The 12,009-nt window shown below is 64.8% G+C and carries 15 protein-coding genes and 1 tRNA gene; 7 read left to right on the forward strand and 9 right to left on the reverse strand.

Features of this window, described 5'->3' with window-relative positions:
• The 5 genes from hutH to AC062T_RS03420 all read right to left on the reverse strand — a co-directional run.
• Positions 1-1,451 (reverse strand): histidine ammonia-lyase (hutH, locus tag AC062T_RS03400; protein ID WP_476027397.1); only part of this gene is annotated, 1,451 nt, incomplete at its 3' end.
• 44 nt (positions 1,452-1,495) lie between these two features.
• Complete coding sequence (locus tag AC062T_RS03405) at positions 1,496-2,266, reverse strand: ABC transporter ATP-binding protein (RefSeq protein ID WP_476027399.1); 771 nt, start codon at positions 2,264-2,266, stop codon at positions 1,496-1,498.
• Positions 2,259-3,059: an ABC transporter permease gene (locus AC062T_RS03410; RefSeq protein WP_476027401.1), complete on the reverse strand. Its 801-nt coding sequence runs from the start codon at positions 3,057-3,059 to the stop codon at positions 2,259-2,261. The genes AC062T_RS03405 and AC062T_RS03410 overlap by 8 nt, the downstream gene beginning before the upstream one ends.
• 64 nt (positions 3,060-3,123) lie before the next feature.
• The gene (locus AC062T_RS03415) at positions 3,124-4,134 is read right to left on the reverse strand and encodes an ABC transporter substrate-binding protein (RefSeq protein ID WP_476027403.1); all 1,011 of its coding nucleotides are present in this window, start codon (positions 4,132-4,134) and stop codon (positions 3,124-3,126) included.
• A gap of 65 nt (positions 4,135-4,199) precedes the next feature.
• The gene (locus tag AC062T_RS03420) at positions 4,200-4,904 is read right to left on the reverse strand and encodes a DUF1989 domain-containing protein (protein WP_476027405.1); all 705 of its coding nucleotides are present in this window, start codon (positions 4,902-4,904) and stop codon (positions 4,200-4,202) included.
• An 87-nt stretch (positions 4,905-4,991) separates the two neighbouring features.
• Between AC062T_RS03420 and AC062T_RS03425 the strand changes: the two genes are divergently transcribed.
• From AC062T_RS03425 to AC062T_RS03440, 4 genes are all read left to right on the forward strand, one after another.
• Positions 4,992-5,834, forward strand: coding sequence for an IclR family transcriptional regulator (locus tag AC062T_RS03425; RefSeq protein ID WP_476027407.1), 843 nt, complete (start codon positions 4,992-4,994; stop codon positions 5,832-5,834).
• Between the two features lie 30 nt (positions 5,835-5,864).
• Positions 5,865-6,860 (forward strand): aldo/keto reductase, encoded by a 996-nt coding sequence (locus AC062T_RS03430; RefSeq protein ID WP_476027409.1) that lies wholly within the window; start codon positions 5,865-5,867, stop codon positions 6,858-6,860.
• Positions 6,861-7,011: 151 nt separating this feature from the next.
• Positions 7,012-7,581 (forward strand): flavin reductase family protein, encoded by a 570-nt coding sequence (locus AC062T_RS03435; RefSeq protein ID WP_476027411.1) that lies wholly within the window; start codon positions 7,012-7,014, stop codon positions 7,579-7,581.
• A 120-nt stretch (positions 7,582-7,701) separates the two neighbouring features.
• Positions 7,702-8,526 (forward strand): HNH endonuclease family protein, encoded by an 825-nt coding sequence (locus AC062T_RS03440; protein WP_476027413.1) that lies wholly within the window; start codon positions 7,702-7,704, stop codon positions 8,524-8,526.
• Between the two features lie 22 nt (positions 8,527-8,548).
• On the opposite strand, the gene AC062T_RS03445 is transcribed toward AC062T_RS03440, so the two are convergent.
• Positions 8,549-9,265 (reverse strand): MBL fold metallo-hydrolase, encoded by a 717-nt coding sequence (locus tag AC062T_RS03445; protein WP_476027415.1) that lies wholly within the window; start codon positions 9,263-9,265, stop codon positions 8,549-8,551.
• 94 nt (positions 9,266-9,359) lie between these two features.
• On the opposite strand from AC062T_RS03445, the gene AC062T_RS03450 reads away from it, so the two are divergent.
• A complete protein-coding gene (locus AC062T_RS03450) occupies positions 9,360-9,950 on the forward strand; it encodes a TetR-like C-terminal domain-containing protein (RefSeq protein WP_476027417.1) in 591 nt (196 codons plus the stop codon).
• 78 nt (positions 9,951-10,028) lie between these two features.
• On the opposite strand, the gene AC062T_RS03455 is transcribed toward AC062T_RS03450, so the two are convergent.
• Positions 10,029-10,101: transfer RNA gene (locus tag AC062T_RS03455), tRNA-Lys, on the reverse strand.
• A gap of 113 nt (positions 10,102-10,214) precedes the next feature.
• On the opposite strand from AC062T_RS03455, the gene bcp reads away from it, so the two are divergent.
• Positions 10,215-10,697 carry a thioredoxin-dependent thiol peroxidase gene (gene bcp, locus AC062T_RS03460; RefSeq protein ID WP_476027419.1) on the forward strand — a complete coding sequence of 161 codons (483 nt, stop codon included), beginning with the start codon at positions 10,215-10,217 and terminating at the stop codon, positions 10,695-10,697.
• 15 nt (positions 10,698-10,712) lie between these two features.
• Here bcp and AC062T_RS03465 read toward each other — a convergent pair whose 3' ends face one another.
• Entirely contained in the window at positions 10,713-11,150 is a 438-nt protein-coding gene (locus AC062T_RS03465) for a hypothetical protein (protein ID WP_476027421.1), read from the reverse strand.
• A 194-nt stretch (positions 11,151-11,344) separates the two neighbouring features.
• On the opposite strand from AC062T_RS03465, the gene AC062T_RS03470 reads away from it, so the two are divergent.
• Entirely contained in the window at positions 11,345-11,593 is a 249-nt protein-coding gene (locus tag AC062T_RS03470; protein ID WP_108515474.1) for a WhiB family transcriptional regulator, read from the forward strand.
• 144 nt (positions 11,594-11,737) lie between these two features.
• On the opposite strand, the gene AC062T_RS03475 is transcribed toward AC062T_RS03470, so the two are convergent.
• Positions 11,738-12,009, reverse strand: a 272-nt coding sequence (locus tag AC062T_RS03475) for an ATP-binding protein (RefSeq protein ID WP_476027423.1), incomplete at its 5' end; no start/stop codon positions are given.

A 12,009-nucleotide genomic window follows, 5' to 3' on the forward strand; every position in this document is an offset into this window, starting at 1 on the left:
GCAGAAATCGCAGCAGGCTGCTCCGGTGCGCGCATATCGATGCCTCGCGCCGCCGTCATCACCTCGATGGCCAACACCCGGGTGAGCCCGTCAATCGAGCGCCTCAGCTTGCGAGCGGCAGACCATCCCATCGACACGTGATCCTCCTGCATTGCCGAGCTCGGAATCGAATCGACGGATGCTGGCACGGCTAGGCGCTTGAGCTCCGAGACGATGCCCGCCTGCGTGTACTGAGCGATCATGTGCCCGGAGTCGACGCCGGGGTTGAACGCGAGAAATGCGTTGAGGCCGTGGTTGCGTGCGGGGTCGAGAAACCGATCCGTTCGGCGCTCGCTCATGCTTGCGAGATCCGCCACGGCGATGGCCAAGAAGTCGAGCGCATAGCCGAGCGGTGCGCCGTGAAAGTTGCCGTTGGATTCGAGGCGGCCGTCGAGCGTAACCACGGGGTTGTCGATGGCGGAGCCCAGTTCACGCTCAGCCACGACGCGCGTGTGGGACATCGTGTCCCGCACCGCTCCGTGAACCTGGGGCGCACACCGCAGCGAGTACGCATCCTGCACCCGGGTGAATCCCGTCGACTTGTGCGCTGCGATGATCGGCGAATCCGCGAGAACGGCACGCATGTTGGCGGCAGAAACTGCCTGTCCCGGGTGGGGGCGGAGCGCCTGAAGGTCTGCGGCGAAAACCCGATCGGTTCCCTGCAGTCCCTCAATGCTCATGGCCGCGGCGACATCGGCCACCGTGAGAAGGCCGTCGAGGTCGTGCAGCGCGAGGCAGAGCATCGCCAGCATTCCGTCGGTGCCATTGATGAGGGCCAGGCCCTCCTTCTCGTGAAGTTCGAGCGGTTCGATGCCCGCGGCCGCAAGAGCGCTGGAGGCCGAAACGACACTGCCCGACGAGTCAACAACATCGCCCTCCCCCATCACCGCCAGTGCGCAGTGAGCCAGGGGCGCGAGATCGCCCGAGCACCCCAGGCTGCCGTACTCGCCCACGATGGGGGCGATGGCGGCATTGAGAAGCGCGGCATACCGCTGGGCGACGATGGGGCGCACGCCCGTTCTGCCCGTCGCAAGGGTTGCGAGCCGCAATGCCATCGTGCCCCTCACGACCTCGATCTCGACGGCGGGGCCGCTCGAGGCAGCATGGCTGCGCACGAGCGAGCGCTGCAACTGCACGCGAAGCTCGGGGCTGATGTAGGTGGTGGCGAGGGCACCGAACCCTGTGGACACCCCGTAGTGCGCAGTCGTGTCGTCGGCCAGGGAATCGATGATGTGCCGGGTAGCACTCATGCCGTCGAGCGCCTTGTCCGTGAGGCGCACCCGCGCGCCGTGGCGGGCGATGGCTACGACCTGCGCTGCCGTGAGCCCGCCATCCCCGATGTCGACGATCTCGTTGGCGGCCCGCGCGGAGCCCTCTCCTGCGCCCGATACGGCGCCCAGCGTGGTGGTCATGGCGTCATTCTCTCTCTCGGCGACGAGAATCGGGGGTGCCCGGCCTAGACGGCGGCCGAAGCCTGCTCGGGCAGCAGCGACCGCACCTCGCGCATGATGTCGAGAAACTCCGGTGCCAGCGCATCTCTGGGATAGGCCAACGGGACGGCAACTTCGGCCGGCGCCCCGCTCGTTCCGTGGCTCAGCGCGATCACGCGATCCCCCAGGAAGACGGCCTCTTCCAGGCTGTGGGTAATGAAGAGCACGGTGCTCTTGGTCTCCTTGCGAATGCGCGTGAGCTCGGTGTGCATGATGCCGCGCTGGATCGCATCCAGCGCACCGAACGGCTCGTCCATGAGCAGAATCGCCGGTTCGAGGGCGAGCGCTCTGGCGATAGACACCCGCTGTTGCATGCCGCCCGAAAGCCGGTACACCTCGCGGTCGGCGGCATGACCAAGGCCCACGATGTCGAGGTAGTGGCGGGCCTTCTGCAGCCGCTCTTTTTTCTTCATGCCCTTGATGCGCAAGCCGATGGCCACATTCTGCACGGTCGTGAGCCACGGCAGCAGCGCGTAGTCCTGAAACACTACGGCCCGCTCGGGGCCGGGGCCCGTCACCGCCGAACCGGCAACGGTGAGTGAACCGGCGGTGGGCTTGTCGAACCCAGCAAGGAGGTTGAGCAGGGTCGATTTGCCGCATCCCGATGGCCCGATAATCACGACGCATTCGCCGCGCTCAACCGTGAGATCAAGGCCCTTGAGCACGGCGTTCTCCGTGCCATCCTTCGCGGTGAAGGTTCGAACGAGACCCTCGCAGCTGACGATTGTTTCAGGCATCCTGGATGCTCGTCTCTCTGTGCCAGGTGAGGGCACTGTTCTGGATGATCACAACGAGGCGGTCCGAGAGAAACCCGAGCAGACCCAGCGTGATCATGGCCGAGATGATCACGTCGTAACGCCCCATGGAATACGCGTCCATGAGCGTGTAGCCGATGCCGGCTCGCACCGACAGCATCTCGGCGACGACCACGAGCACCCACGAGAGTCCAACGCTCAGGCGGATGCCGATGAACATGCTGGGGAGCGACGCCGGCACGACAAAGTGGCGCAGCAGCTGAAACGTATTCGAGCCGAGCATGCGGCCCACCCGGGTGAGTGAGCCGGTCACCCCACGCACGCCCTCCATTGTGTTGAGAAAGATCGGAAAGAAGGCGCCGAGGGCGATGAGAAATACCGCCCCCTGAAACCCGAAGCCGAAGAACACGAGGGTGAGCGGCACCCACGCCGTGCTGGGGATGGGCCGAAGCATCTGAACGAACGGATCGATGATTTCGCCAAACGGCCTGAAGAAGCCAGCAAGCACGCCCAGCACGACACCCAGGACGAGGGCGACGGAGAAACCGATGAGCACTCGGCCACCGCTGGCCGCAACGGCGTCGATCCAGGTTCCGTCGTAGGGGCCGCCGCCGGTTCCGAAGATCCAGGTGCCGAAGGTTTCGACAACCTTCCACGGGGAGGGCAGAGAGGTGCGCGGGATGAGTTCGAAGACGCTGCTGAGCGACCATGCGGCGATCAGCGCTATGGGGAGGATGGCTCCGAGGAGCAATCGTCTCGCCAAACCAGATTTCATGTCACGTTCCTGTCATCTGCCCCCTGTGGAGGGCGGGCCCCAACTGAGCGGGACCGAGAAGTAGTTAGCCTCGCGCCGCGTCGACGAACTCGGTGGTGACGTAGTCGTCGAGCTCGTCGCTGAGGTCACGCTCAAGGTGTCCGAGCGTGAAGAACAGCTTGGCGAACACCTTGGTCTCCTCAACGCCGAGGTCGAGCTCGTACCGGTTGTTGGAGAGGGCCATCTCGGCGGTCTCGCGGTCGATGCCCATAAGCTCCATGCCGACGGAGATGTTCAGCTCATCGTCGGAGGCGAGGGCATCGGATGACGCCACGATCGTGTCGACGAACGCCTGAACTGCCTCAGGGTTCTCGGATGCCCACGTGCGGTTGGCGACAAAGATCGTGTTGATGTCCCCGGCCTCGGTGTCATAAGGCGTGGCGAAGAGGTCGGCGTAGCCACCTACCTGCATGAGAGTCGCGAACGTCTCCATCGTGAAGGCGCCGTCGAACTCGCCCAGGCGAACTCCCTCGCCGTGCTGCGAAAAGTCGGTCACGTTCACAAGCTCGATCGACTTCTCGACGTCGATGCCGTGGTGCTCAAGGGTTGCGATGGCGAGGGCCTCATTGATCGAACCGCGCGAAGCGGCGATCGTGAGCTTGCGCTCGGAGAGCACGTCCTTGAGCGCATCCCAGTCGCCGGGCTCGATGCCGAGCTCCTTGCTCAGCATGATGCCCGAGTTGCCGCGCGTATTGCCCGAGATCTGAATCAGATCCTGGCCGGCCTCGACCGCGCGGAGCAGGTGAACGGGGGTGAGCATCCCGATGTTGATCTGGTTGCTATTGAGGGCGGTCTGCACGTCAACAGCGGTCTTGAACAGCTCGGACTGCAGCTCGATGGGCTGATCCTCAGCGACCGTCTCGGCATAGTACGCGGCCAGGTCTGCTGTCGACTTAAGCCAGCCGAAAACGACCGTGGGGTTGGCGGACTCGTCGGCCTTCGGGGCGGCATCCGAGGTGCTGCAGGCTACGAGCGAGAGGGCCATGGCTGTGCCGGCGACGACCGCAGCGGCGCGCGTGAGCAGTGATTTTCTCAAGGGGGTACTCCAATGGGTGAAGGCCAGGGGCCAGGGGTGGTTCGTTCGAGCCGACGGTTAGTGAGTCAGGATTCCGTGGGCCGGTAGATGATGACCTTCATGGGCGAAGGGTTGTGGTTGTTCGTGACCGCACGCTCAGAAGGGCAGGCGGAGGCGCTCACGATCATGCGTCGCTCGGCGATGAGCTCGAAGATGTCGCCAGGCTTGCTCGGCGATGGGTAGAGGCGGGTCGTGCCGTCCTCGTCGTGAGTGAGCCAGAGAAATGCTGTGAAGCAGCCCTCTTCGAGGTCGTCCGGGGTCATCCCGTAGTCGGCCATCGAGGCGACCAGGTTTTGCTTGCAGTTGGGGCTGCCCTCGACGCCGTAGCGGAGTTCGTTGACCGCATCGCTGCAGTAGCCACCGTCCGCCGCCGCCATCTTTGCGGTGTCGATGCCCACCGTGGCGAGCTTCTGGCCCTGCTTGGCATAGATCGTCACGCCCGTCGTGAGCGCGTTGGTGCCCCCGGCAAGAATCGTGTTGCTCATCGAGGCGACGTTTTTGATGTTGTCGGCGTCATAGAGCATGACGTCCATGACCTGTTGGCCGCAGATGTTGACGATGCGGACCACATCGCCCTTCTCCACGACACGAGCCCTGAGAAATCCGCGAGCGGGCACAAACACGTCGTGGATGATCTCGCCGGGAATGTCGTCGCTGCCGAAGCTACGAATCTCCTCCTCCCAGGCGATCTGCTCGCCGGGCGCCCAGTAGGTCTTCAGATCGGATTTCACTCGTGGCTCCTCGTGGTGTTGCTCGTACATCAATTCAAGAGTGCCAGCATTTCTTCTGCGTTACGGCAGCACCCGCTGCGCGGAATCGTGTCTGAGATACCGGACACGGCTGGCAGAATGAGGGCTAAGGCAGCATCCAAATCTCCCGCAGCCACCGCGACGCTCGAGATTCTCAGGCTGCTCTCGCGCATGCAGCGGCCGGTGAGCACGTCACTCATCATCGAAGAGCTGGGGCTACCGAGATCCACCGCCTACCAGCTGCTCCGAATCCTCGTGGACGAGGGTTTTCTCGTTCACCTCGAGGAGACTCACCGTTACGCCCTCGGCCTCGCGTCGTTCGAGGTCGGCGCCGCCTTCTCCTACCAACAACCCCTCACCCGCATCGGCGAGCGCGCCGTGAGCGCCCTCGTTGCCCGCCAGGGGCACAGCGGGCACCTCTGCGTGATGCACGGCCGAGATGTGCTCTACCTCGTCGAGTGCCGGGCGCCCAGCACCACCCCTCTCGTCACCGACGTCGGCGTGCGGCTCCCCTCCCACCTCACAGCAAGTGGGCGGTCGATGCTCGCCGCAATGCCACCGAGCCAGGTGCGCGCCATTTACCCCGATCGCCGAGACTTCGCGACCCGCAACGGCACGGGCCCCAACGGCCCTGCCGCCCTCAAGCGCATTCTCGACCGCACGCGCGCTCTGGGCTTCGGGTTCGTGGACGACGATGTGAGCCCCGGCATGTCATCCGTCGCCGTGGCCATCCGCGATACCAACGGTCACCCCATCGGCAGCGTGGCCCTCACGTTTGCCACGACCGTCGTCGATCACCCCGGCGACCGAGATTCGAGTGTCGGGCTCGACCGCAGAAAGACGCTGGCTGCGGCGGTCAGCGAATGCGCCCTGGAGATCGAACAGCGCCTCCTGGGCCGCCACCAGGCGTAACGGATGCCCGCCCGCTGAGATCATGGAAGCATGACCCAGCATGCAACCACCGAGCTGCGCCTCGGCCCCCTCGGTTTCGGAGCCATGTCGCTCTCCTCCGCCTATGGCCCCATCTCGGAGGACGAGACCCAGCCGCTTTTGGCCGCCGTTCTCGACGCGGGCATCACTCATCTCGACACCGCCAACCTCTACGGCAATGGCGCGAGCGAGCGAGCCATCGGGCGATTCCTCACGGGTCGCGACCGCGAATCGCTGACGATCGCATCCAAGGTGGGCATCACGGCGGGCGACGGATTCGGCACCCGCGGAATCCGGGGAGACCGCGCGTACATCCATGAGCAGATCGACCTCACGCTCTCTCGCCTCGGCACCGACTACATCGACCTCTACTACCAACACCGAATCGACCCGGACACCCCCATCGAGGAGACCGTCGGCGCCTTCGCCGAGCTTGTTGAGGCGGGCAAGATCCGCGCTATTGGGCTCTCGGAGGCCACAGCGGACGAGCTGCGCAGGGCCAGCGCCGTTCACCCCATCGCCGCCGTGCAGTCGGAGTGGAGCATCGTCAGCCGCGATATCGAGACCTACGTCGTGCCCGCTGCGGCCGAACTCGGCATCACCGTCGTGCCCTACTCCCCTCTCTCGCGGGCACTGCTCACTGACGAGTTTGACCGGGAGGCGGCGAGCTCTGACCTTCGCGCTTCGTTCCCTCGATTCTTTCCCGAAAACCTCGACGCCAATCTGGCCCTCGCCAGCGAGGTCACCGCCATCGCGCGCGCCCATGGTGTGAGCACAGAGGAGGTCGCCATTGCGTGGCTTTTCGCCAAGGGGCGGGATGCTGGGGCAGCCATTTCTGTCATTCCCGGCACGCGCAGCATCCGTCATCTGCACAGCAATGTGCGGGCGCTCGCACTCGATCTGAGTTCCACCGACGTGGCGGCCCTCGACACCATCGCCTCCCGAGTGCAGGGCCCTCGAAGCGCGCGTGCCTCCTGGGTTTCGGGCGGCCGCGAGGGGCTCATCTAATTAGCCTGGATGGGGCTTCAGCCGACATCGGAGACAATGTCATCTGACGAAACAGATTTTGACGCCGGTCGAATTCAGGCGCAAAGTCGAAGCTGCACGGGCCGCACCAGGCCACAGGTGCACACCAGAACGGGAACCGGAGCACCACCCCATGAGCAACAGCCCAGTCGCACGCATCACCGACGCTGGCAACGCCCCCGAGGGCGCCGCCGAGCACGAACTGCGCGATGGCCTCAGCGCCGACGACTTTAAGGCGGCGTTCCGAAACCACCCCGCTGGCGTCGCCGTCATCACCGCGGATGCTGGCACCGGCCCGGTAGGCCTCACCGCGACATCCGTCTTCTCCGTGAGCACCGAACCGCCGCTGCTCGTATTCTCCGTCTCGGCCATGTCGTCCAGCGCAGCGGCAATTCTCGCCTCAGACACCGTGGTTGTTCATCTGCTGGGGTCGGAGCAGCTCGACCTGGCCACGCTGTGCGCCACGAGCGGCATCGATCGGTTCGCCGACACCACCATCTGGGATCGCCTCATCACGGGCGAACCCTACTTTCCGGCAGCGGACGGCTGGATTCGCGGGCGCATTGTCGAGCGGATGTCCGCCGGCAACTCCACCGTCATCGCCGTTCATGCGCTGCAGTCGAGCAGCGTCGAGTCGGCCTCGGCCCCGCTCGTCTATCACAACCGCACGTGGCACGCCCTCGGCGAGCAGTCCGCGATCTAACCCTCGTTAGACCGCGCGGCGTCGTCGGCGGGCGATCAGGGCGAAGGTCACCGCGAAGATAAGTGCGAGGGCCAGCGCGAGTGTGCCCAGCTTCGCGGTCCCGATTTCACGCTACGGTCGATGATCGTGCACCGCTCCCGCAAGTCTCGAATCACCCGCTCCCGAGCCCCCTGGCTGATCGCCCCGCTCGTCCTTCTCGCCCTCATCGTCGGGGCCACGGCGTCCGGTCAGGACTTGTGGGCCACCACCGATGCCCCGGTCGGGGCCAGCCCAGCTACGCACCCGACACCCGCGCCCCCGGCGCCGAGCGTCCCTGCACCGAGCGCTCCTGCACAGAGCGCTCCTGCGGGAACTGCCCTGGCGGTGCTCGAGACGATTCCGGTGAAGGGCCGCGCCGCTAAAACCGGCTACGACCGCGATTCCCAGTTCGGCCAGGCCTGGGCCGACGTCGACCGCAATGGCTGTGACACTCGCAACGACATACTCAATCGCGACCTTGCCGACACCACAAAATCGGGCACTTGCCGGGTGCTAACAGGGGTCCTCGCCGACCCTTACACCGCCACCACGATCAGCTTCACGCGAGGGGCAGCGACCTCGTCCGCTGTGCAGATCGACCACGTCGTAGCCCTGATGGATGCGTGGCAAAAGGGAGCGCAGCAGCTTTCGCAAGAGCAGCGCGTGGCCCTGGCCAACGACCCCATCAACCTCATCGCCGTCGACGGCCCCACAAACTCGCGAAAGGGTGCCAGCGACGCAGCCTCCTGGTTGCCGCCCAGCAAGACCTTCCGCTGCGAATACGTTGCCCGGCAGGTGTCGATCAAGGCCGCGTACGGGCTGTGGATGACCTCTGCCGAGAAAACCCAGATCGTTTCCGTTCTATCGACGTGTCCCGAGCAGCCTGCGTTCAGCTCCGACCTGGCGGCCCAGCGCGCCGCAGGCTAGGGCCGCAGCAGGCTCGGCGCGCTCAGCGACGGCCGAACGCGTCGACTGCCCGCACCACCGAGGCAACTCCGCCGCTCCAGGGCGCGCCGTGACCCGGCAGAACCCAGGTCGCATCCACCCCTGTGAGCCCGTGCAGCGACTCGATCGCCCGCTCGGGCTCGTCGGTGAACGGCGCGGGCTGCGGGCCCCGCTCCCCCGTGAGCACGTGCCGGGTCGTGAGCGCATCACCCACGAACAGCGCATCCGCCTCGGGGACATGGATGGCGATGCTTCCGGGCGAGTGGCCGGGCAGCCCGATCACCCTCGGCGACCCCGGCAGGTCGAGGACCTGACCATCGGAGATCTCAACAACCTCCGTCAGGTAGCGCGTGCGAAGCCCTCCCTTGCGCGCTGCGTTGAAGGCAAAGCGGGCAACAGCGCTCACCTTCATGCCGCCCCAGGCCGCCTCGGGCTTTATCTCGCCACGGGCGCGCGCAGCATCCCCCGAATGCACGTAGACCGGCACCCCCGTCTCCCGACGCAGCCGCTCGGCGAACCCGATGTGGTCGGTGTCGCCGTGCGTGAGCACGAGTCCTCGCACATCCTCCAGGGTGAGGCCGAGGCTTCTCAACTCTGCGATCAGGTCTCGCCAGTGCCCGCTCAGGCCGGCGTCGATCAGTGTCACACCCTGCGGAGTCACCACGAGGTACGCGGCGACAATCTCGTTGCCGATGCGGTGCACCGTTTCGTTGATCTTCATCTCAGTCTCCTTCGCCCTAGCCTGATAGCTAGGGTACATAGCTATCATAGCTAGAGTCAATAGCTATGATGGGGTTGCGAGCGAAAGGAACCCGATGCCCACACCCGACCGCACTTCACTCCCGCAGATCGTGGCGCAGGCCCGCGACATCCTTGAGGCCGATGGCCTGCCGGGTCTCACCATGCAGGCCGTCGCCGACCGCGTCGGAGTGCGCGCCCCGTCTCTCTACAAACGGGTCTCATCCCGCGACAGCCTCATCCGCCTTGTCGTCGAGCAGACGGCCAAAGAACTCGCCGTCGCCCTCACCGCGGCAAAATCAGGCGCCGATGCGGATGCCCGGGTCGAGTTCCACGACATGCTGCAGGCCTTCCGCGCATTCGCACACGCCCACCCCGCCGCCTACCAATTGATGTTCACGCCCCGTGGCGACGCGTCCGCGCCAGACCCGCAGGTCCTTGCCGACGCCAGCGCGCCCGTCCTAGAAATCGCAACCCGGCTCGCCGGGCGCGACCAAGCCCTGCCCGCAGCGCGCACGATCACGGCCTGGGCCCACGGATTTGTGACGATGGAACTCACGGGAGCGTTCCGCCTCGGCGGCAATGTCGACCAAGCGTGGGAATTCGGAGTCGCGCACCTCACCGAGGCGTGTTCAGACGATCGACTAAAAAAGACCCCGTCTCACTAGACCTGGTCCCGTGTACCTAGAAATGGCCCCGTTTAACTAGAAAAGGCCCCGTCCGAAGACGGGGCCTTTCTGGTGTTGTGCACCCCCCCGGACTTGAACCGGGAACCCACTGATTAAGAGTCAGTTGCTCTGCCAATTGAGCTAGAGGTGCTGGCCGTTCTGGAAGTGTCTTCCCGAACCGATGAACAACATTACCATGAGTCTGAGGGTGCTTTGAACGCATCCCGCCCCACCCCATTCCCACCCCAGAGTTCTTGGAGCACCATGCCTGAAACCACCCTCGCCGTCGGCGATGCGGCCCCCGATTTCACTCTCGAAGATCACGCAGGCAACCAGGTTTCCCTCGCCGACTACCGCGGCCGCAAGGTGATCGTCTACTTCTACCCGGCGGCAAGCACCCCCGGCTGCACTCTTCAGGCCTGCGACTTTCGCGACAGCCTGGGCTCGCTAGCATCCGCCGGATATGCGGTGATCGGCATATCCAAGGATGCTCCGGCCAAGTTGGCCAAGTTCAGCGAGACCGAGTCACTGACGTTCCCGCTGCTGAGCGACCCCGAGCTCACGGCGCACCAGGCGTATGGCGCGTGGGGCGAGAAGAATAACTACGGCAAAAAGATCATGGGCACCAAGCGGTCGACGTTCATCATCGACGAAGAGGGGCGCATCGAGCACGCGCTGTACAACGTCAAAGCAACGGGCCATGTTGCTCGCCTGCGCAAGATGCTCGGGCTGCCGGACGCAGCCTAGGGTCACACCCGGACGCTACTGATCTTCGTCGTCGCCTTCGTGCCTGGCCATCGCCCGGATTACCGGGCGGCTAAACACGAGCACGATGGCGATCACGGCGGGCGCGAGAAGCGCCCAGGCGAGGTCAGGCCGAGCGAACTCTCCTTGAAAAAAGCCGACGGCAACGGCAATCTGCAGAATCTGCCACACCACGGTTCCCGAGCGCACCCACGGGCGCGCCCGCATCGCATTGATGGCAAGAACCGCGAGCCACACGGCTGCTATGACAGCGAGCACCAGAATGGCGACGGCCGACGCATATGACGTCGGCACTTCTGCAACGAGTTCATACATCAAGAAGAGCGATATGCCGGCGAGCAGCGCGAATTCGATCCACAAAACGACGACGAGCAGGATGAGCTGCTTGGGGAGCCCAAAAGCGGGCCGATTCTGTACCCCGTTTGGGTGGTTCACATTATTCACAGCTAGATCCAATTCAAAAACCGTTGATTTGCTACAACTGGTATGAGAGTCTATTGGAGGTTGATTTAGCCCTCACAGAGCCGTGAGCAGATCCCTCCAGAAAAACCCTTCACTTACCTATTCAGGTTTTCTGCACCCCCTGCGCGAGCTCTGTTCTCGCGCGCCCACCTAAGGAGCTATACCAAATGGATTGGCGCGATAACGCCGCATGTCTCACGGCTGACCCGGAGCTGTTCTTCCCTGTAGGGAACACAGGCCCCGCGGTGGATCAGATCGAGAAGGCCAAGTCCGTCTGCGGCCGCTGCAGCGTGACCGAGATGTGCCTTCAGTATGCACTCGACACTAACCAGGATTCCGGCGTGTGGGGTGGCCTCAGCGAAGACGAGCGCCGCGCCCTCAAGCGCCGTGCCGCTCGCGCTCGGCGGGCCTCATAGAGGGACGCTCAGCGCTGTAGCGCGCCTAGAACCAACAAATGCCCGGCGGTTCTCCTTGCGGAGAACTGCCGGGCATTTTTGCGTCTGCAGCAGCGCCGAATGCGAAGGGCAGCAGCCCCTCAAGCGACCGTGCAGGCGCCCGCCTTAGTCCCGGTCGATCCAGGTCAGCGGAATCTCGATGGTCACCTCGGTGCCGCTGCCGGTCACGGTGTGCCAGTCGATCGTTCCGCTCAGCTCGCCCTGAATCAGGGTGCGCACGATTTGGGTGCCCAGCCCCGCCCCGACGCGTCCCTCTGGCAGTCCGCCACCGTTGTCGCGCACCTCGACCTTGAGCTGGTCGTCGGTGCGTTCGACGACGATGTCGACGGTTCCCTCCCGGTCCGCAAGCCCGTGTTCGACGGCGTTCGTGACGAGCT

Source organism: Homoserinimonas sp. (assembly GCF_056262345.1).